Annotated in this window: 19 protein-coding genes; 4 read left to right on the top strand and 15 right to left on the bottom strand. The window is 69.2% G+C overall.

Annotated features, from left to right (window positions below; all coding sequences use genetic code 11):
* The 7 genes from ACI6GS_RS00370 to ACI6GS_RS00340 form a co-directional block, all read right to left on the bottom strand.
* A complete protein-coding gene (locus ACI6GS_RS00370) occupies window positions 1–1,305 on the bottom strand; it encodes a hemolysin family protein (RefSeq protein WP_439815789.1) in 1,305 nt (434 codons plus the stop codon).
* Between the two features lie 125 nt (window positions 1,306–1,430).
* Window positions 1,431–1,967, bottom strand: coding sequence for an inorganic diphosphatase (ppa, locus tag ACI6GS_RS00365; protein ID WP_439815788.1), 537 nt, complete (start codon window positions 1,965–1,967; stop codon window positions 1,431–1,433).
* 220 nt (window positions 1,968–2,187) lie between these two features.
* Complete coding sequence (locus tag ACI6GS_RS00360) at window positions 2,188–3,294, bottom strand: efflux RND transporter periplasmic adaptor subunit (protein ID WP_439815787.1); 1,107 nt, start codon at window positions 3,292–3,294, stop codon at window positions 2,188–2,190.
* Complete coding sequence (locus ACI6GS_RS00355; RefSeq protein WP_439815786.1) at window positions 3,291–6,467, bottom strand: efflux RND transporter permease subunit; 3,177 nt, start codon at window positions 6,465–6,467, stop codon at window positions 3,291–3,293. Before ACI6GS_RS00355 ends, ACI6GS_RS00360 begins: the two co-directional genes overlap by 4 nt.
* 3 nt (window positions 6,468–6,470) lie before the next feature.
* Window positions 6,471–7,091, bottom strand: coding sequence for a TetR/AcrR family transcriptional regulator (locus ACI6GS_RS00350; protein WP_439815785.1), 621 nt, complete (start codon window positions 7,089–7,091; stop codon window positions 6,471–6,473).
* A gap of 231 nt (window positions 7,092–7,322) precedes the next feature.
* A complete protein-coding gene (locus ACI6GS_RS00345; RefSeq protein WP_439815784.1) occupies window positions 7,323–7,763 on the bottom strand; it encodes a PaaI family thioesterase in 441 nt (146 codons plus the stop codon).
* Window positions 7,760–8,185: a PaaI family thioesterase gene (locus tag ACI6GS_RS00340; protein ID WP_439815783.1), complete on the bottom strand. Its 426-nt coding sequence runs from the start codon at window positions 8,183–8,185 to the stop codon at window positions 7,760–7,762. The genes ACI6GS_RS00345 and ACI6GS_RS00340 overlap by 4 nt, the downstream gene beginning before the upstream one ends.
* A 175-nt stretch (window positions 8,186–8,360) precedes the next feature.
* Between ACI6GS_RS00340 and ACI6GS_RS00335 the strand changes: the two genes are divergently transcribed.
* The 3 genes from ACI6GS_RS00335 (at window position 8,361) to ACI6GS_RS00325 (ending at window position 10,061) form a co-directional block, all read left to right on the top strand.
* Window positions 8,361–9,014 (top strand): DUF3426 domain-containing protein, encoded by a 654-nt coding sequence (locus tag ACI6GS_RS00335; RefSeq protein WP_439815782.1) that lies wholly within the window; start codon window positions 8,361–8,363, stop codon window positions 9,012–9,014.
* Between the two features lie 127 nt (window positions 9,015–9,141).
* Window positions 9,142–9,687 (top strand): hypoxanthine phosphoribosyltransferase, encoded by a 546-nt coding sequence (hpt, locus tag ACI6GS_RS00330; protein ID WP_439815781.1) that lies wholly within the window; start codon window positions 9,142–9,144, stop codon window positions 9,685–9,687.
* Complete coding sequence (locus tag ACI6GS_RS00325; RefSeq protein ID WP_439815780.1) at window positions 9,684–10,061, top strand: response regulator; 378 nt, start codon at window positions 9,684–9,686, stop codon at window positions 10,059–10,061. The genes hpt and ACI6GS_RS00325 overlap by 4 nt, the downstream gene beginning before the upstream one ends.
* A gap of 27 nt (window positions 10,062–10,088) precedes the next feature.
* On the opposite strand, the gene ACI6GS_RS00320 is transcribed toward ACI6GS_RS00325, so the two are convergent.
* Both ACI6GS_RS00320 and ACI6GS_RS00315 read right to left on the bottom strand, forming a co-directional pair.
* Window positions 10,089–11,390 (bottom strand): NAD(P)/FAD-dependent oxidoreductase, encoded by a 1,302-nt coding sequence (locus tag ACI6GS_RS00320; protein WP_439815779.1) that lies wholly within the window; start codon window positions 11,388–11,390, stop codon window positions 10,089–10,091.
* A 124-nt stretch (window positions 11,391–11,514) separates the two neighbouring features.
* Window positions 11,515–11,781, bottom strand: coding sequence for a hypothetical protein (locus tag ACI6GS_RS00315; RefSeq protein ID WP_439815778.1), 267 nt, complete (start codon window positions 11,779–11,781; stop codon window positions 11,515–11,517).
* Between ACI6GS_RS00315 and ACI6GS_RS00310 the strand changes: the two genes are divergently transcribed.
* Window positions 11,780–13,258 carry a S1C family serine protease gene (locus ACI6GS_RS00310; protein ID WP_439815777.1) on the top strand — a complete coding sequence of 493 codons (1,479 nt, stop codon included), beginning with the start codon at window positions 11,780–11,782 and terminating at the stop codon, window positions 13,256–13,258. The two genes, ACI6GS_RS00315 and ACI6GS_RS00310, sit on opposite strands and share 2 nt — an antisense overlap.
* Before the next feature lie 62 nt (window positions 13,259–13,320).
* Here ACI6GS_RS00310 and ACI6GS_RS00305 read toward each other — a convergent pair whose 3' ends face one another.
* The 6 genes from ACI6GS_RS00305 to ACI6GS_RS00280 all read right to left on the bottom strand — a co-directional run bounded on the left by ACI6GS_RS00305 (window position 13,321) and on the right by ACI6GS_RS00280 (window position 18,660).
* A complete protein-coding gene (locus ACI6GS_RS00305) occupies window positions 13,321–13,476 on the bottom strand; it encodes a hypothetical protein (RefSeq protein ID WP_439815776.1) in 156 nt (51 codons plus the stop codon).
* An 88-nt stretch (window positions 13,477–13,564) separates the two neighbouring features.
* Window positions 13,565–14,038, bottom strand: a complete 474-nt coding sequence (dut, locus tag ACI6GS_RS00300) for a dUTP diphosphatase (RefSeq protein ID WP_439815775.1) — start codon at window positions 14,036–14,038, stop codon at window positions 13,565–13,567.
* A 79-nt stretch (window positions 14,039–14,117) separates the two neighbouring features.
* On the bottom strand, window positions 14,118–15,317 hold the full coding sequence (locus ACI6GS_RS00295; RefSeq protein ID WP_439815774.1) for an acetyl-CoA acetyltransferase: 1,200 nt from the start codon (window positions 15,315–15,317) through the stop codon (window positions 14,118–14,120).
* Window positions 15,318–15,573: 256 nt separating this feature from the next.
* Entirely contained in the window at window positions 15,574–17,022 is a 1,449-nt protein-coding gene (locus ACI6GS_RS00290) for a hydroxymethylglutaryl-CoA synthase family protein (protein ID WP_439815773.1), read from the bottom strand.
* An 85-nt stretch (window positions 17,023–17,107) separates the two neighbouring features.
* The gene (gene rarD, locus ACI6GS_RS00285) at window positions 17,108–18,058 is read right to left on the bottom strand and encodes an EamA family transporter RarD (protein WP_439815772.1); all 951 of its coding nucleotides are present in this window, start codon (window positions 18,056–18,058) and stop codon (window positions 17,108–17,110) included.
* 2 nt (window positions 18,059–18,060) lie between these two features.
* Complete coding sequence (locus ACI6GS_RS00280; RefSeq protein WP_439815771.1) at window positions 18,061–18,660, bottom strand: tetratricopeptide repeat protein; 600 nt, start codon at window positions 18,658–18,660, stop codon at window positions 18,061–18,063.
* Between the last annotated feature and the right edge of the window lie 23 nt (window positions 18,661–18,683).

Here is an 18,683-nt window from a genome sequence, read left to right as displayed (position 1 = left end):
CTACTCGGCCTCGGCCGAGGGGGGCGAAATCAGGACCTTGTCCACGCGGCGTCCATCCATGTCCATGACCTCCAGCCGGAACCCGGCCAGCGTGAAATGGTCGCCCGCCGTCGGGATCTTTTTCAGGCAGTGCATGACCAGGCCGCCCAGCGTGTGGAACTCCGCGCCATCATCCGGCTGGTGCGGCGGCATGCCGATGGCGGACCACAACTGGTCGACCGAATAGGTGCCGTCGACCAGGTAGGAGCCATCCTCCCGCCGGACGACGCTGGGACCTTCGTCCTCCGCCGGTTCCGGCAGGTCGCCGATCAGGCCCTCGAGCATGTCGTTGAGGGTCACCAGGCCCTGGATGTCGCCATACTCGTCGACGATCAGGGCCAGCGGATTGCCCGTCCCGCGGAAGCGTTCCACGGCCTGGAGGGCTGGCGCCGTCTCCGGGATATAGAGCACGGGGCGCAGCAGCGCCTGGAGGTCCAGCGCCTGCCCGGCGAGACGCTGCGCCAGCAGGTCCTTGACCTGGACAAAGCCCAGCACCTCGTTCGCCGAGCCCTTGCGCACCGGAAAGCGGGAGCGGTGGCTCTCCACCACGCGCTTCAGGATCTCGGCCTCGCTCTCGTCCAGGTCCAGCCATTCGATCTGGGGTCGGGGCGTCATCAGGGCCGCGATGCGCCGGTCGCCCAGGCGCAGGGTCATGTCGACGATCTGCCGCTCGGCTTCCTGGAAATGGCCGGCCTGGGCGCCCTCCTGCATCAGCAGGCGGATTTCCTCGTCCGTGACCCCGGACTCGCTCTCCTGCTGGCCGGGGATCAGGGCCAGGACCAGCTCGGTCGACTTGCTCAGCAGCCAGACCAGCGGGCTTGCCACCTTGGCCAGCAGCTTCAGCATCGGCGCCAGACGCCGCGCCAGCGACTCGGGCTGGCCCAGGGCCAGGCGCTTTGGCACCAGTTCGCCCAGGATCAGCGAGAAATAGGTGATCAGGACGACCACCACGCCAAAGGCGATGTTGTCGGCCATTGCCGGGTCGATTCCGGGCACGCCCACAAGCAAGGCGGCGACCGGCGCGGACAGGGTGGCGCCGCCGAACGCACCGGCCAGCGTCCCGATCAGCGTAATGCCGATCTGGACGGTCGAGAGCATGCGGCCCGGGTCTTCGGCCAGGGCGAGGGCCGATGCGGCGCCGGCGCGCTTTTCCTCGGCCGCCTGGCGCAGGCGAGCCTTGCGCGACGCCACGACGGACATCTCCGACATGGCGAGCACGCCGTTGACCAGGATCAGGGCGAGGATGATGACGAGGTCTAGGACCATGGCGGGCCCGACAGGTCATAGCACAGTCGGCCGGCGGCCCCAATGCGCTGATGCCACAATTCGTGAGCGGCCGGTCGGAAGGCGGGGCAGGCGGCGCGGGGCCGCCTGCGTCTGGGGCGCACGGTTCAGCCCTTCGCGGCGGCCCCCCGGGCGACGGCTTCGGCGATCAGGCGGGCGGCCCCCTCGGCGTTCAGCCGGTCGGCAACGCGCACCCACTTGCCCTTTTCCAGGTCCTTGTAGTGCTCGAAGAAATGCTGGATCTGCTCGGTGAGGATCTCGGGCAGGTCGGTCAGCTCCTTCACGGTGCTGTAGAACGGGTGCAGCTTCTGCACGGGCACGGCCACGATCTTCTCGTCCCCGCCGGCCTCGTCCTGCATCACCAGGGCGCCGATCGGACGGCAGCGGATGACCGAGCCGGCCACGACCGGGGTCTGGCTGACCACCAGGATGTCGATCGGGTCGCCGTCGTCCGACAGGGTATGCGGCACGAACCCGTAGTTCGCCGGATAGACCATCGAGGTGTGCAGGAAGCGGTCCACGAACAGGGCGCCCGACGGCTTGTGGATCTCGTACTTGACGGGCAGGCCGCCCTGCGGGATCTCGATCACGGCATAGACGTCCCAGGGCGGTGCCACGCCCACGGGAATCTGACTCAGGTCCATAAATCCTCCTTGGAGCGGCGCGGTCCTGCCAGGGCGGAAGGCCCGGGGCCGGGGTGCCATGCGCAGCGACCCCGTGGGAGCCCGCCATGCGCCGCTGTCCGAATCGACGCCGCACCCTAAGCGTCGTATGCCGCGCTGCACAGGACCGCGATTGTCGCAGTGCACCAGCTGCCGCGAAATTCCTGCCCCTTGTGGACGCTACGTCAGGGGCGATGCGCCATCAGCTCGCCGGTGGGGCTGCGCCGGGCTCCGCGCCGGGCGGGGGCAGCGGCGTGACCTGCAGGCCGGGACGCAGCTTCTGCAGGCCATCGGCGATGTAGCGCTCGCCCGCCGCCAGGCCCTGCGCCACGACGATGTCCGTGCCGACCTCGGCACCCAGCGTCACGTCGCGGCGCTGCAGGATGTCGCCCTCGCCCACCACCAGGACGAAGCGGCCGATCTGGTCCGAGCCGACGGAGCGCTGCTGCACCACCACGGCGGCATCCTGGCGCCCCAGGTGCAGCCGGGCGCGGCCGAACTGGCCCGGCAGGACGTGCTTGTCCGGATTGTCCAGCGTCAGGCGCACGGGAATGGTTCCAGTCGCGGCGTCCACCTCGTTGCCGATGAAGTCGACCCGGCCCGACAGGACCGGCCCGCCGCCCGGCGTCGCGAACTCCGCGACGACCGGGCCGCGGCCCAGCGCCGCGCGGATGGCGGGCAGGTCCGCCTCGGCCGGCCGCGCCATGGCATGCAGCGGGTCCAGCTGGACGATCGTGGTCAGCAGCGTGTCGCCCGTCGCGATCAGGTTGCCGACGTCGACGGCGCTGTGGCCGATGCGGCCGGCGATGGGCGCACGGATGGTCGTGAAGTCGAGCGCGATCTCGGCCGCGCGCAGGTCGGCCTCGGCCTGGCGCAGGTTCGAATTGGCCTGGTCCAGGGTGGCCCGGGCGGCATAGCCGCGCGCCGCGAGTTGCTGCTGCCTGCCTTGGGTCTGGCGCATCATCTGCACCTGGGCGGCGGCCCGGGCGCGCGTCGCCTCATAGTCGCGGGCGTCGATGCGGTAGAGAACCTGGCCGGCCGTCACCTCGTCGCCCTCGCTGAACTGCCGGCTGAGCAGGTAGCCGGTGGCGCGGGCGCGCACCTCCACCCGCTCGACGGCCTCGCTGGTCGCGACGTACTCGCGCACGATCGGCACGCTGCGTGCCTCGGCCGTGGCGATGGCCGCCGGCATCACGGACGGCATGGCCATGCCCTGTTCCGGGGCTTCGCGGGGGCCGAAGGCAAGCCAGCCCAGGCCCCCGACAAGGGCCAGCGCCAAGGTGACGAAGACGACGCGACCCAGGCTCATGACGCACGATCCTCCTCGGCGTCGGCCACGCCGACGCTGACACTGGCCCCGGCGCTGGTCTCTGCCGGTCGGCCGGCGCCGAAGCGCTCGCGCAGCGTCTCGATCAGGACGTAGAACAGGGGCACGAAGAACAGGCTGAGCACGGTGGCCGACAGCATGCCGGAGAACACCGTGGTGCCCAGCGATCGCCGGGCGCCCGCGCCGGCCCCGGTCGACAGGACCAGCGGCACCACGCCCAGGATGAAGGCAAAGGCGGTCATCAGGATCGGGCGCAGGCGCAGGCGCGCGGCATGCATGGCCGACCGCACGATGGAGCGGCCCTCCTCCTCGCGGCTGCGCTTGGCGAACTCCACGATCAGGATCGCGTTCTTGGCTGCCAGGCCGATCAGCATGACGATGCCGATCTGACCGAAGATGTCGAGCTGCAAGCCGAACAGGGTCAGGCCGGCCGCCGCCCCCAGCACCGCCAGCGGCACCGACAGCAGGATCATGAACGGCATGGTCCAGCTTTCGTACTGCGCCGCCAGGAACAGGAAGACGAAGACGAAGGCCAGGGCGAACACGAACGGCGCCAGGTCGCCGGCCTGGATCTCCTGATAGGTCAGGCCCGTCCACTCGAAGCCGATGCCCGGCGGCAGCACGGCGCGCGAGATCTCCTCCATCGCCGCGATCGCCTGGCCCGAGCTGTAGCCCGGCGCCGCCGCGCCGCTGATCGCGATCGAGGGATAGACGTTGTAGTGGCTGATCGCCTCCGGCCCCGTGATCGGCACCAGCCTGGCCACGGTGTCGACCGGCACCATGTTGCCCTTCGCGTCGCGGACATGGATGCGCGACAGGTCGGTGGCACTGGCCCGCGCGTCCGCTTCCGCCTGAAGGATCACGCGGAACATCCGGCCATAGAGGTTGATGTCGTTGACGTAGAGCGAGCCCAGCAGGATCTGCATGGCGTTGAACACGTCGGGCAGGTTCAGGCCCAGCGTCTCGACCTTCTCGCGGTCGACTTCCAGGCGGTATTGCGGCACGCCGGCCGAATAGGTCGTGAAGACCTGGGTCAGTTCGGGGCGCTGGGCGGCGGCGCCCAGCAGGTCCTCAAGCGCTGCGTGCATGGCCGGCCAGCCGCGCCCGGCACGGTCCTGCAACTGGTATTCGAAGCCGCCGGTCTGGCCCAGGCCGGGGATCGACGGCGGGTTGAACAGGAAGACGAAGGCGTTGGGAATCCCGAAGAACTGCGGTTGCAGCCTGGCCACCAGCTCGGCCGCGGACTGGCCGGGCCCGCGCTCGCTCCACGGCTTCAGGATCACGAAGCTGAGTGCGGCGTTCGACTGCTGGGTGAAGGTCATGATGTTGAGGCCGCTGAGCGCCACGACGTGGTCCACCCCGTCGGCCGCCTGCAGCTGCTCGCGCACGACGTCGACAACCTTCTGCGTCTCGGCGAGCGAGGCACCGTCGGGCAGCTGGATCTGCACGATGAACGAGCCGTCATCCTCCTGCGGCACGAAGCTGGATGGCCGCTGCAGCAGCAGCACGACGGCCAGCCCGCTGAGCACCAGGAACAGCAGCGACGACAGGATCCAGTGCCGGGTGATGACCGGGATCGACTGTTCATAGCCGCGCGACATCGCATTGAAGCCGCGGTTGAAGTTGCGGAAGACGAAGCCGCGCCCCTCGTGGTCGCCCCGGCGCAGCAGCAGCACGCACAAAGCCGGCGACAGGGTCAGCGAGTTGAAGGCCGACAAGCCGACCGAAATCGCGATGGTCAGGGCGAACTGGTTGTAGAGCTGGCCCGTGATGCCGGGGATGAAAGCGACCGGCACGAACACGGCGCCCAGCACGGCGGTCGTGGCGATGATCGGTCCCGTCACCTCGCGCATGGCGACGCGGGCGGCACCCAGCGGCGATTGCCCTTCCTCCAGCTGGCGGCTGACGTTCTCGACCACGACGATCGCATCGTCCACGACCAGGCCGATGGCCAGGACCATGCCCAGCATCGACACCGTGTTGATCGAGAAGCCGAGCAGCGACATGACCGCCAGCGTGCCGATCAGCGAGACCGGAATGGCAATGGCCGGGATCAGGGTGGCCCGCCAGTTCTGGAGAAAGACGAACACCACCAGGAAGACAAGGAGCATCGCCTCGCCCAGCGTCTTCAGCACTTCCCGGATCGATTCGGCCACGAACTTGGTCGTGTCATAGCTGTTCGACCAGCTGATGCCGCTGGGGAAGCCCGGCGCCATCGCGTCCATCGCCTCGCGCACCCGGGCGATCGTCTGGAGCGAGTTGGCGTCCGGCGTCTGGAACACCAGCATTGCGGTAGAGGGCAGGCCGTCCAGGCTGGCCGAGGCGTCATAGGATTGCGAGCCGAGTTCCACGCGGCCCAGGTCGCCCAGGCGGACCAGCTGGCCATCCGCGCCCCGCTTGACGATGATCTTCTCGAACTCCTCCGGCTTGCTCAGGCGCCCCTGGGCCTGGATCTGGTACTGGAAGACGACGCCCGGGGGCGAGGGGGCCTGGCCGATCTTGCCCGCCGCCACCTGCACGTTCTGGTCCTGCACCGCCTGCTGCACGTCCTGCGGAGTGACACCCAGCTGCGCCATGCGCGCCGGGTCCAGCCAGACACGGATGGCATAGAGCTTGGACCCGAAGAGCTGCACGTCGCCCACGCCGGGGATCCGCTTCAGCGCGTCGACGACCTGAAGGTTGGCGAAGTTGGCCAGGAACACCTCGTCCCGGCTGCGGTCGGGCGAGTTCAGCTCGACCACCGTCATGATGTTCGGCTGCTGCTTCTGGACCACGACCCCCGTGCGGTTCACGACCTCCGGCAGCAAAGGCGTGGCGCGGCTGACCCGGTTCTGGACGTTGACGGTGGCCAGGTCGACATCGGTGCCGATCTTGAACGTGATGGTGATCGAGGCCGAGCCGTCATTGGCGCTGTTCGACGACATGTAGAGCATGTTGTCGACGCCGTTGATCTGCTGCTCCAGCGGCGTCACGACGCTGTCGGCCACGACCTCGGCACTGGCGCCGGCGTAAGTGGCGCTGACCACGACCTGCGGCGGCGTGATGTCGGGGTATTGCGAGACCGGAAGCGTGCTGCCGGCAATCGCACCGATGATCACCATCAGGATCGCCACCACGATCGCGAAGACCGGGCGGCCCAGGAAGAACGTCACCATGGGTCAGTCCGGCTGATAGGGGACGCTGGCCGGTGGGCCTGCCATGGCGCGCAGGAAGATCGCGTGCACCAGGTCGCGCAGCGCATCCGTCTCGAAGCCAGGCTGGGCGATGGCCCGGATCAGGTAGCCGTCGCCCAGCGCCAGCAGCAGCGTCACCATCGCCTCCAGGTCATGGCCCGGATGGACCTCGCCACTGGCCTGGCCCGCGCGCAGAACGTCCGCCAGCAGGTGGCGCGTGCGCTGGTCATTGGCCCGGACCATGCGGCCGATGCGGTCGTTGCGGGCGGCTTCCGCCATGATCTCGGCCGCGACGGGCTCGCTGATGGCGCGCTGCGGCCGCTCGTGCGCGCCGATGCGGAACAGCGCCTCCACCGGGCGCTCGTGACCCATCACGCGGGCGAAGAAGTCGGCTTCCGCAGCCTGGTCCTGGGCCACGATCGCCTCGACGATCGCCTCCTTGTTCTCGAAGAAATGATAGAGGTGGCCGGGGCTGATCCGCGCCTCGCCACAGATTTCCGAGATGGAGGCGGCATGGAAGCCGCGCCGCTCGAAGCAGACCTGTGCCGCCTCCAGGATCTGGCGGCGGCGTTCAAGGCCAAGGGCGGGGTCGGGCGAGCGGGCCATGCCGCCTTATAGAGTGAACGCTTGCTCTATCCAAGCGATGACGCTGCGACACCCGCAGTTCAGAACGCGTTCCGAATTCTCAGGCCGGGCCCAGCACCCGCTAGTGCCCATGCACCGCCGTATTCGAGCGTGCGAAGGCATGCGCCAGCACCCTTCGAGACGACGCGTCGCGCCTCCTCAGGATGACGACCGCTGGAGCACCTTCTCCAGAGAACAACGGCGGAAAGGCCGCTACGCCCCGATCACCTTCCACAGGCTGGAGGCGTTGGCGACGACCTTGTCGTTCGCCAGCAGCATGCCCCGCACGAACAGGATCGAGCGGGTCTGGCGCAGCACCTCGCAGCGGCATTCGACCCAGTCGCCAAGCTTGGCGGCGGACACAAATTCCGTCGACAGGTTCAGCGTCGCGGCGTGCCCCGGGCGGATTGCGTCATAGGCGCAGGCGCCGAGCGAGGCGTCGAGGAAGCTGAGGATCATGCCGCCATGCACGACCCCGGCCCCGCCGGTGTTGAAGTGGCGGGCCCCGGCGCGGAAGGCGAAGTCGCGGCCCCGCTCCGTCCGGCGGTGGTAGAACGGCCCGATCACCTGCTCGAACGGATCGGAGAGGGTCATCTCCTCCCACCCCTCGGGCACGTTGTCCTGGGGGCGGGACAGAACCCGCGCGCCGGTCATGCGCCGACCACCTTCCACACGCCGTGGGCGCTCATCAGGATGCGCTCCTCGTTCCGGATCTCTCCGGTGACGAAGACCAGCGTCTTGGTCGCCCGCGTCACGCGCGCGTCGCCAAAGATGCAGTCGCCGGGCTTGCCTGGGGCCACGAAGTCGCAATTGAGGGAGACGGTCGAGCACATGCGCCGGCCCGCCCCGTCATAGGCCGAGCGGGACAGGAGATGATCGGCGAACGACATCAGCATGCCCCCATGGACAATGTCGTTGGCATTGAGGTGACGGCCCTCGACGATGAAGCCATAGCGCATGGCGCCGGTGCGGTCGGCGACCTTGCCATAGGGGCCGATCATCCTGGTATAGCCGGGCTCCGCTGCCGTGGCCGCGCCTGCCACTGTCGTGTCGGCTGTTGTCTTATCGTCTGCCATTGCGTCCCTCTTGCCCGGGACCTGATAGACTGCCGATTGCAATGCAGCAAGCGCGGTGCTTTGAAGGCGGGGCGGCGCGCCATGTACTATGCTGGCAGCACGGATGGCAGGGGCCGCCATGGTCATGAGCGGGATCGGGTCATGAACGGGATCGGGGCATGAACAGGGTGGGCGCATGATTCTGAGTTGCCCGGCCTGCGGTGCACGCTACCTGGTCGACGCGTCGGCCCTGGGCCCGGCCGGCCGCACGGTCCGGTGCGCGCGGTGCCAGTTCCAATGGCGGCAGGACCCGCCACAGGACATGCCGCGCCGCCTGGACCCGGTGGAGCCGCCGCCGCCGCCGGTCAGCGGCCCCCGCGTGCCTCCACCCAACCTGCCGGGCTTTCCGCGGCCGCCCCGGCGCAACCTGGAATGGCTGGGCTGGGTGGGCCTGGCCGGGGTCGTCGCGGGTGTGATCGGCGCCGGCTTCGTCTATCGCAGCGAAGTGGTTGCCGCCTGGCCCCCGGCCGGCCAGCTGTACGAGATGCTGGGTCTGGTCGAACCGGGCGCCACCCTGGATTTCGCCGACATCCGCTTCGAGCGCGACCAGACCGCCGGGCGCAACGTGCTGATGGTGAAGGGGCGGGTGCTGAACCATTCCCCGGCCGAGGCGGGTGTCCCCGGCATCGTCGTCAGCCTGGTCGACGCCACCGGCCGGCAGCTGCTGAGCGAGACGGTGCAGGCCAAGGATGCGCGGCTTGCACCGGATGCGGCGACGACCTTCGAGTCGGTGCTCTCCAACCCCCCGCCCGAGGCGCAGGAGGTGCGCGTCACGTTCGGCCCGCTCTAAGCGGCGGCGCGCGACCGGGACCTGTGACAAGAGACCGGTTTCCGCGCGGCGCCTGGATCTGATTGCCTAACCCAAAGGGACCGCGCAGCGACGCGCCCCTGTGCAACACGTGCAACACCGGAGTGACATGACCCGCATCGTTCCCCCTTCGCAGACCGTCAGCGAGCTCTACGGGGCCGACGTGATCGCCGCGCGGATCGAGGCGCTGGCGGGGACGATCGTCGCCGACCTGGGCACCGACCTGGTCGGCGTGGCGGTGCTGAAGGGCAGCTTCATGTATGCCGCCGACCTGCTGCGGGCGCTGCACCGCCACGGCGCCCATGTCGAGGTCGACTTCATGATGCTGTCGAGCTATGGCGCGGGGACCGAAAGCTCGGGCCAGGTGCGGGTCCTGCGCGACATCACATCGCCTGTCGAGGGGCGGACCGTCCTGCTGATCGACGACATCCTCGAATCGGGGCGGACGCTCGCCTATGCCAAGGACCTGCTCAGTGCGCGGGGGGCGGAGCGGGTCGCCGTCACGGTCCTGCTCGAGAAGCCGGGCAAGCGGGCGACCCAGATCGATCCCGAATATGTGGGCTTCACCTGTCCCGACCTGTTCGTGGTCGGCTATGGCATGGACTGCGCCCACTGCTTCCGCGAACTGCCGTTCATCGGTGTGATGGACCCGTGAGCCCGCCCCGCATCGCCGCCATCCTGGTCGCGGAGGACGATCCCGCGGTCGGCCAGTTCGTGACCCGCGCCCTGGCCACGCGGGGCCATGACGTCGTCCTGGCGACGGACGGTGCGGCGGCGCTGGCGCTGCTGCACGAGCGCCGCTTCGACCTGCTGCTGACCGACATCGTCATGCCGATGATGGACGGCATCGCCCTGGCGCTGGCCGCCAGCGCGGAATTCCCGGACATGCCGATCCTGATGATGACCGGCTATGCCCAGGAACGGCAGCGCGCCTACAACCTGGACAGCCTGATCCACGACGTGATCCTGAAGCCGTTCTCCATGGCCCAGATCATCGAGACGGTGGAGAACGCGCTCCCCATCGGCTGACTCTGGCCGAAGCTCCGCGCCCCCTGTCTACCCGGCGCGACGGGCCTCGGCGTCGTCGCGCAGGGCGTACCAGCGGAACAGCAGTTCCATCACCGGGCGGCGCAGACCATGGAACGGGATCGAGCGCGGCCGGCTGACCGGGAAGGGCAGGGCGCCGGCGGGCGTGCCCGTCGCCAGGTCGGCCAGGAGCCGCCCCATCACCGTCGCCATCGCGACCCCCCGGCCGTTATAGCCAAGGCCGGCGAACAGCCCGGGCGCCAGGACATGGAGGTGCGGCAGGTGGTCCAGCGTCATGGCGATGCGGCCGCCCCACCAGAATTGCGGCTCCTCCAGCGGAACCTGCGGGAAGATGCGCTGGACCATCCGCTTCAGGCTTTGGGTGTCGTCCAGCGTCGGCCGGTCGACGAACGGGCCGCGACCGCCCATCAGCAGGCGGCCCTGCTCGTCAGTCCGGAAATAGGCCATCATGCGCCGCGTCTCCGACACGACATGGCGGCCGGGCAGCACGCTTGCCCGGACGTTCTCGCTCAACGGCGCCGTCGCCAGCTGGAACGAATAGACGGGCACGATGCTGGTGCGCAGGCCGGGCCACAGGTCCTCGCTATAGCCATTGGTCGCCAGGATGACCTGGGCCGCCTGGATCGTGCGGCCGCCCTCGATGGCGATCCGCCACCCGGCGCCCACCTTCTCCAGCCCGGTCACCCTGGTCCGGGCAAAGACCTGTGCGCCCAGGCGGATCGCGGCGTCGGCCAGCCCGCGGGCATAGCGGAAGGGCTGGACCGAGCCGCCGCGGTGGTCGACCCAGCCGCCGACATAGCCCGATGCCCCCAGCAGGCTGCCGATCTGCCCCCGGTCGAGCAGGGTCACCTCCGCCCCGCGCTTCTGCCATTGCCGGGCGCGCGCCTGGGCCACGGCCAGGGCGTCAGGCGCATGCGCGGCCTGGACCCAGCCGGAACGCCGGGCGTCGCAGTCGATGCCGTGACGCGCCACCAGGTCGAACAGCATGTCGGCCGAGCCGCCGGCCAGGCCCACCAGGTCCGCGCCAAAGCGCCGTTCCAGATCGTCCGGGTCCTCCTTCAGGCCGGGAATGACCTGGCCGCCGTTGCGGCCGGAGGCGCCCCAGCCCGGCTCGCCCGCCTCCACCACCATTACCGTGCGCCCGCGCTCCGCCAAATGGAGGGCCGCGGACAGGCCGGTGAAGCCGGCGCCGATGATGACCACGTCCGCCTCGTGCCCGCCGGGGGCAAGGGTTGGGCCGCTCCAGGCCGGCTGCCCGGCGGTCCACAGGGAGGGGGGCAGGGTCGGCTGCTGGAGTTCGGGAATGGTCATGACCGGCCGGGCACCGCGCTATGCTGCATTGCAAAGGAATGCTGCATGCAGTGCAGCACGGCGGCAGCGTGCCTCCGCTCCACGCCAGGGGTCAAGCGGCCTGCCGGAAAGCACGCTTTGACGTTCAGTCGCCGCAGGTGCAGGCCTGTCCCTCGCCCCCGAAATTGGCCTTGGCGAAGTCGAGCGCGCTCGAATACGAGCTGAAGCCCGAAAGCTGGCAGGTCGGCGTGCCGCGCGCGCTCAACTGCTGCTCCAGAGTCCGCTGCTGCACCTCGATCCGGTTGTTGGAGCAGAACACGTTGTAGGAATCCGCCAGCGCCGGCGCCGGTGCTGCCAGAAGCAGTGTGGCCGCCAGCAAACCTTTGGACAGATTGTGACTTCCCTCACGCATGAGCATCCTCCCCACGATTGCGCTGCGGATGTACGATCGCGACGTAATGCCTAGTATGCGGCGTCTGGCGCCGCCGGTCATGGGGGCGTTGATGCGCATGGGTCGGTCGAGTTTCCTGCCCGCCGCGGCCTTGGCCCTAGGGGCGCTGCTGCTGGCCGCTCCTGGTGTCCAGGCCGAGGAGGGCGACTTCTGCGCCGCGGGCTGGTGCGGCGGGCCGCACTTCCGGGGACAGGACCTGTCGTCCTGCATCATGTCCTCCCGCTACGAAGGCGGGATCGAACTTGGCTTCATCCTGGACCGCGACTTCAACTACGGCCTGTTCTTCCGCGATCCCGACCTGCGCCTGCGCCGCAATGCCTTCCGTGTCTCGTTCCGTGTCGATCGGGGCGACGTCATGCGCGCGGATGCGACGCTGGAGGACGAGACGGTCCTGATCGACCTGGGCTCCGACCCCGGTCTGTTCGAGGCGCTGCGCCGCGGCTCCAGCGTCGGCGTCGACTTCGGCCCGCTGCAGCGGCGCTACAGCCTGGACGGCACGGCCCGTGGGCTGCAAGCGCTGGCCGCCTGCGTCGCCCGCTACATGGACGGGCCCAAGGGCGACCGCGACCGGGACGAGGGGCGTGGCCGGGCCGAGGCGGCGCTGGACCGCTGGAGCGGACCCGGCGGGCTGGACCCCGCCGTTGTCGAGCAGCCGGCCGCCCTGGCCGGCGCGCGCGCCGACCCGGAGACGATCTACGAGCAGGTCTCGGGCTCGGTCTATGTCGTGCTGGCGCAGGACGACGGCAATCCGGAGCAGAGCCAGGGTTCGGCGGTGGCGATCTCGCGCCGGCACCTTCTGACCAACTGCCATGTGGTCGAGGATCACCCCGGCTCCATCGCGATCATGGGCAAGAACGGTACGGGCAAGGCGCGCCTGGTTGCGGCCGATCCCGCCGCCGACCGCTGCGTGATCCGCAGCGAGGACATCGTCGTCGACCCGGTGCCAGGCATCCGCCTGGACGATGCCCTGCGCGTGGGCGAGACGGTCTACACGATCGGTGCGCCCTTCGGCCTGTCGGGCACGCTGGGCCAGGGCCTGATTTCCGGCCTGCGCGAGAACGAGGGTCGGCCCTATATCCAGACCACGGCGCCGATCTCGCCCGGTTCCTCCGGCGGCGGCCTGTTCGATTCGCGCGGCAACCTGATCGGCATCACGACCTTCCTGCTGCGCGACGGCCAGTCGCTCAACTTCGCCATTCCGGTTGCGACCTATTGGGGCACGGGCGGGGGCGGTGGCGGCGCCATTGCCGGGGTGGGCAATGCCGTCTCGGGCAAGCCGGTAGCGCCCGCGTCACCCAGCCAGACGGCGGAGATCCCGCCGCCGCCGTCCAAGCCGACCAGCGCCGGCGGGCGGGAGGTTCTCTGCCAGGTCGGCAACGCGGTCGGGTTCCGCACGGCCAAGGCCTGTTCCTCGGCCGGCGGCCTGGTGATCGAGTAGCCGTCGTCACTCAGCCGGGGTGCAGCCCGGCGGGGCTTCAAAACTGGGTGGCGACCCGCCGTTCAGGAGAAGATGCCGGAATCGGTGAGACCGGCAGGGCCAGCCTCTGCCAGGTCGAGCGCGATCCGGACCATGCTTGGGCGCTCCCAGTCATCGCGGGGATGCGTCACCTCCGCTGCGGGCGGGTGCTCGGTCCGGGCATCGGGTGCGATGTTCATGATTGGCTCCATGGCTTGGCGGACCGCACAGTCCGCGTGTCGTCGCTAAGAAGTCGTTGACGCCACCGCACCTTCCGGCCCGAGCGGCTCAGGCGCCGGTCGAGCCGAATCCGCCGGCGCCGCGGGGGCTGTCGTCCAGGCTGTCCACCACCTCGACATGCAGGGTGGGGACCGGAACGATGACCAGTTGGGCGATGCGGTCGCCTGGGGCCACGACGACCCCGGGCCTGGCCGTGGTGGCGGAGACCAGGATCTCTCCCCGGTAGTCCGAGTCGATGATGCCGACCGTGTTGGCCAGGCGCAATCCCTTCTCGCCCGTGCTGCTGCGCGGCACCAGCAGGCCGCAAAAGCCCAGCGGGATCTGCACGCGCAGGCCCGTCGGAATGCGAAACGGCTGCGCGTCCGCACCGGGCAGGGTGACGGCCGCCTCCAGGCAGGCATGCAGGTCAAACCCGGCGGATGCACCCTCATGGGCCTGGACGGGGATGCGGGCGCCGTGGTCCGCGGCATCGGAGCGGGCCAGGCAGAAACGGATGGTCGGTGTGATCGCGGTCGGGGTCATGAAGACAGAAAGCCCTGGACGGCAATTCCGTCCAGGGCTCCCGCAAAAAATCATGCGGAGCGGCGCGACTCCGCTTCACTCAGCCATAGGCGCCGACGATGGCGACCGAACACACATTGCCGTTTGGCGCACCACCCAGGTTGTGGGTCAGGCCGAAGGTCGGGTTGGACCGCTGGCGGGGACCCGCGCGGCCCTGCAGCTGCAGGTACATCTCGTAGAGCATGCGGATGCCGCTGGCGCCGATCGGATGGCCAAAGCACTTCAGGCCGCCGTCGATCTGGCACGGGACCTGGCCGTCGGCGTCGTAGAAGCCGTCCAGCACGTCCTTCAGGGCACCCCCCTCGGGCGAGATGAACAGGTCCTCCATCGTCACGAACTCGGTGATGGAGAAGCAGTCATGCACCTCGATCAGGCTCAGCTCCTCGCGCGGGTTCTTGATGCCGGCCTCGTCATAGGCGCGCTTGGCGGCGATCCGGGCGGTGTGGAAATAGCTGCCGTCCCAGGAATTGTGGCCGATCTCGCTGCCGTTGGAGAGGGCCAGCTGCAGCGCCTTGACCGTCACCAGGTTGTGCTTGCCCAGCGACTTGGCGATTTCCGGCGTCGTCACGATGGCCGCGGCCGCCCCGTCCGACACGCCGCAGCAGTCGAACAGGCCCAGGGGCTCGGCGATCAGCGGCGCGTTCAGCACCTGGTCCATCGTCACCTCCTTCTGGAGGTGGGCCTTGGGGTTCTTGGCCCCATTGGCGTGGCTCTTGACCGAGACATGGGCGATGCCGCGCTTCAGGTCCTCGCGGCTGACGCCGTGCTTGGCGCGATAGGCGGAGGCCAGCTGCGCGAACGAGCCGGGGGCCGACATGTTGGGGTTGGTCAGCGCCCCCATCGTGCCGCGGCTGCCCGGGGGCAGGCCGCCATATCCGGTGTCCTTCAGCTTCTCGACACCCAGCGCCAGCGCGATGTCGCAGGCGCCGGCGGCGACCGCGTACACCGCACCCCGGAACGCTTCCGAGCCGGAGGCACAGAAATTCTCGACCTTGGTCACCGGAATGTTGGGCAGCCGCAGCGCATAGCTGAGCGGCAGCGCCGACTTGCCGATATTGACCTCGTCAAAGGCGGAGGCCAGCCACGCCGCCTGGATCTGGTTGGTCTCGATGCCGGCGTCGGCGATGGCCTCCTTGAAGGCCTCGACCATCAGCTCGTCCGAACCCGCGTCCCAGCGCTCCCCGAACTTGGAGCAGCCCATGCCAAGGATCGCGACCTTGTCCTTGATTCCCGATGCCATCGCCGTCTCCCTTCGTCTCGTCTACTTACCTGTCGGTCGAAATATAAGGCGTTTCCCTATTGGGTGGTAGCGTCCCACCTGTCCGGCCTGGGTGTCAGCGCTGCGCCTGATGCTTCGAGACGCGTCCCTTCGGGCCGCTCCTCAGCATGACGCCGTTGGTTCTCCTTGATGTCCCCAACCTGCGTCATCCTGAGGAGGCCGAAGGCCGTCTCGAAGGATGCTCGCGCAACCGTCAAGCAGGCCTGGCGCAGCCCGCTCACCCCGTGGGGACGGCCTTCCAGAAGTACTTCTTGAAGCCGCGATCCTCGTCGACCTCCTTGAGGCGGAAGGTCATGCGCACCGGCATGCCCACCTCGACCTTGCCCTGTTCGTAATCGGTGAAGTCGGTCATGAAGCGGCCGCCGTCCTGGAACGTGACCATGCCGTAATGGGCCGGCGGGTCGATCGTATAGGTCAGGTAATCGGCGGACCAGGTCATGATCTTGGCCGGTTCGTCCTGGAAGGGATGGGGGTCCTGGCTGTCGGGCGCGTGGCAGTTGGGGTTCACGCAGATGTCCGACTTCGGATATTGCAGCGTGCCGCAGACCCGGCACTTGCCGCCCACCAGGCCTAGGATCTGGTCCCGCTTGCGGTAGAGGACGCTCAGCGCCGTGCCCTTGTCGCCTTCGGCCCGTTTGCCCTTCTCCTGCGTCACCAGGTTGTTGAAGGCCAGATACTTCATGTAGTTGGTCTCTTCCCGCCGGTCGGCGAGCGAGCCCTTGATGCCGCGCCGCGGGCTCAGGCCTGCCAGCGCGTCGGTGGTGCGGAAGATCAGCACGTCCGCCCCCTGGCCATAGCCGACGACCATGATCGTCTGGCCGGGACCGACCGACTGGATCGTTTCGATCAGCATGGTGAGCGCATGCGCGGTGCCCGTTTCGCCACAGACGGCGTGCAGGTTGTCGCGCGCCTTCTTCGGGTCGATGCCGGACGCCTTGGCAATGTCGGCGGGGATCTTCGCGAAGATGCAGGGCATCACGAAGTGGTCGATGGCGCCGGCCTCGATCCCGCTCTTGGCCAGGGCGGCCTTCACCGCCTTGGGCCCGATCTTCATGTAGCCTTCGTCGCGGATCCAGCGCTCTTCCCAGCCATAGTCGAAGTCCTGGCCCTCGCCGCGGAAATGGTCGACGAAGTCGATCGAGATCGAAGCCCCGCCCAGGTATTCGGCGATCGGCTTGTCGTTCCCGACCAGGAGGGAGGCTGCCCCGTCGCCGAACAGCATCTCCTCGTTCGAACCGGACCGCGTGGCGCGGGTATCGGATGCGACCAGCAGCGCGTTCGTGGCAGTGCCGGCCTTCACCGACGACAGCGCCGCCAGCAGGGCGGACGTGCCCGCCCGCTGGGACGACGTCACGTCCAGCGTCTGCACCGCGTCAGACAGGTTCAGCACGGTCGCGACCACGCCGGCATTCTGGCGGTCGGCAAAGGGCATGGTGGTCGAGGCGAAGATGACCTGGTCGATGGCGGCCTTGTCAAAGCCGGTCAGGCAGTCGCGGCCGGCCTCGACCGCCATGGTCAGGCTGTCCTCGTCCCAGTTGCGCATGGACCGTTCGCCCTTGGCCTGGCCCATGATGCCGGGGTTGGACCAGGCATTGGCGGTGGCGATCGCCTTCCTCTGCAGCCTCAGCTTCGGGATGTAGCCACCGAATGCCGTGATGCCGACCATTGTCTTCCCTCCCTTGTTCTGGTCGGGAAACTAGCAACGCCCGCGCCGCAGTTCCAGTCCGCGCTGAACGTATTCCTAAAATGAATTATCGTTCAACGTCGGTTCTGGGTCCAGCCTGGCTGGCGGCATCCTGGCGCAGCGTCGCCCAGGAATAGAGGGCACACGCGGCCCAGATCAGGACAAAGCCGGACAGCCGCTCCAGGCCCAGCGGCTCGCCAAACGCCAGCACACCCAGCAGCAGCATCATGGTTGGCGACATGTACTGAATGAAGCCCAGCGTCGCCAGGCGGATGCGCCGTGCCGCGGCCGCGAAGGCCAGCAGCGGCAGCACGGTGACGGGCCCGGTCAGCACCGCCAGGGCCTGGATGGTGGCAGGCCGCGTCGTCAGGCTCAGGCCGTCCGTCGCCGCGAACCACGCCAGGACCAGCAGGGCAGGGCCCAGCATCACCAGGCTCTCGACCGCCATGCCGGTCAGCGGGCCGACGCCCACCTGCTTGCGCAGCAGGCCATAGACGGCAAAGGTCCCTGCCAGGCCCAGCGCGATCCACGGGGCGGAGCCGGTCAGCACGGCCTCGATGCCAACGCCGCAGGCAGCCAGCGCCACGGCCGCCAGTTGCACGCCGCCCAGCCGCTCGCGCAGCACGACCATGCCAAGTGCCACCGCAGCCAGCGGGTTGATGAAATAGCCAAGGCTCGCCTCCAGGACCTGGCCATGGGCGACGGCGGCCACATAGATCAGCCAGTTGACGGAGATCAGGCTGCCGGTGGCGAGCAGGGTGGCCACGGCCCGGCGGTTGCGCAGCAGCGCCGCCAGTTCCGCCATCTGGCCCAGGGCCAGCAGCAGGCTTAGGCTGAACGCGGCCGAGAACACGGCGCGCCAGGCGATCAGCTCCACCGGGTCGACGCCGGCAAAGGCGCGCCAGAACAGGGGGCTGAGGCCCCAGGTCGTGAACGCCGCGGCCGCCCACAACCCGCCCCGCAGCGCCTCCCGGCGCGCGTCGGCCGGCGCCGCGGCAGGCCCGGCCGAGGCCGGCATGGTCAGGGGTTGGCGGTGGCGGGCGGTGCGATCGGGGCCAGTTCCGGCTGCGCGGGCGCCGCAGGGTCGGCCGGGGCCGATGGCGCCACCGGTGCCGTCGGCGCGGTGGCGCTGGGGCGCTCGACCTTGGCCTGGAACGCGGCGACGCGCTGCTCCGCCTGGGCCAGCTGGTCGGAGCTGAGCTGCGCGCGGACCGCCGCCTGGTTGCGCCGGGCGTATTCGGGGGCGATGCCGCGCGCCGCCAGGGCGTAGTACACATAGGCGGTCACCAGGTCCTTCTCGACCCCGGTGCCCTCCTCGTACATGACGGCCAGGTTGTACTGGGCGGTGGCGTCGCCCTGGTCGGCGGCGCGGCGATACCAGCGCGCGGCTTCCGTCCGGTCGGCGGCAACGCCCAGGCCGAAGTCGTACATCGTGCCGACATCGAACTGGGCCGAGGCATCGCCATTGCGGGCGAGCGGCATCATGACGGTCATGGCCGTCGTGAAGTCGCCGTTGTCATAGGCCTCGCGCCCCGGGGGCTTGTCCCCAGAGCTCGCGGCGGCACCAAAGGACAGCAGCGCCGCGAAGGCGCCGGCCAGGACGAGCGATTTCTCCCACATGGGCGGGACGTTGCTGCATCCCG

Origin of the sequence: Zavarzinia sp. CC-PAN008 (assembly GCF_051903925.1) — a bacterium.
In the GTDB taxonomy this organism is placed as follows: Bacteria; Pseudomonadota; Alphaproteobacteria; order Zavarziniales; family Zavarziniaceae.
The sequence above is the reverse complement of the archived record's forward strand: the minus strand, read 5'-3'. Positions and strand labels throughout refer to the sequence as shown.

Coding starts and splice junctions, on each gene's coding strand:
- ACI6GS_RS00370 (WP_439815789.1), bottom strand. CDS start 1,305: ATGGTCCTAGACCTCGTCATCATCCTCGCCCTGATCCTGGTCAACGGC.
- ppa (WP_439815788.1), bottom strand. CDS start 1,967: ATGGACCTGAGTCAGATTCCCGTGGGCGTGGCACCGCCCTGGGACGTC.
- ACI6GS_RS00360 (WP_439815787.1), bottom strand. CDS start 3,294: ATGAGCCTGGGTCGCGTCGTCTTCGTCACCTTGGCGCTGGCCCTTGTC.
- ACI6GS_RS00355 (WP_439815786.1), bottom strand. CDS start 6,467: ATGGTGACGTTCTTCCTGGGCCGCCCGGTCTTCGCGATCGTGGTGGCG.
- ACI6GS_RS00350 (WP_439815785.1), bottom strand. CDS start 7,091: ATGGCCCGCTCGCCCGACCCCGCCCTTGGCCTTGAACGCCGCCGCCAG.
- ACI6GS_RS00345 (WP_439815784.1), bottom strand. CDS start 7,763: ATGACCGGCGCGCGGGTTCTGTCCCGCCCCCAGGACAACGTGCCCGAG.
- ACI6GS_RS00340 (WP_439815783.1), bottom strand. CDS start 8,185: ATGGCAGACGATAAGACAACAGCCGACACGACAGTGGCAGGCGCGGCC.
- ACI6GS_RS00335 (WP_439815782.1), top strand. CDS start 8,361: ATGATTCTGAGTTGCCCGGCCTGCGGTGCACGCTACCTGGTCGACGCG.
- hpt (WP_439815781.1), top strand. CDS start 9,142: ATGACCCGCATCGTTCCCCCTTCGCAGACCGTCAGCGAGCTCTACGGG.
- ACI6GS_RS00320 (WP_439815779.1), bottom strand. CDS start 11,390: ATGACCATTCCCGAACTCCAGCAGCCGACCCTGCCCCCCTCCCTGTGG.
- ACI6GS_RS00310 (WP_439815777.1), top strand. CDS start 11,780: ATGAGCATCCTCCCCACGATTGCGCTGCGGATGTACGATCGCGACGTA.
- ACI6GS_RS00315 (WP_439815778.1), bottom strand. CDS start 11,781: ATGCGTGAGGGAAGTCACAATCTGTCCAAAGGTTTGCTGGCGGCCACA.
- ACI6GS_RS00305 (WP_439815776.1), bottom strand. CDS start 13,476: ATGAACATCGCACCCGATGCCCGGACCGAGCACCCGCCCGCAGCGGAG.
- dut (WP_439815775.1), bottom strand. CDS start 14,038: ATGACCCCGACCGCGATCACACCGACCATCCGTTTCTGCCTGGCCCGC.
- ACI6GS_RS00295 (WP_439815774.1), bottom strand. CDS start 15,317: ATGGCATCGGGAATCAAGGACAAGGTCGCGATCCTTGGCATGGGCTGC.
- ACI6GS_RS00290 (WP_439815773.1), bottom strand. CDS start 17,022: ATGGTCGGCATCACGGCATTCGGTGGCTACATCCCGAAGCTGAGGCTG.
- rarD (WP_439815772.1), bottom strand. CDS start 18,058: ATGCCGGCCTCGGCCGGGCCTGCCGCGGCGCCGGCCGACGCGCGCCGG.
- ACI6GS_RS00280 (WP_439815771.1), bottom strand. CDS start 18,660: ATGTGGGAGAAATCGCTCGTCCTGGCCGGCGCCTTCGCGGCGCTGCTG.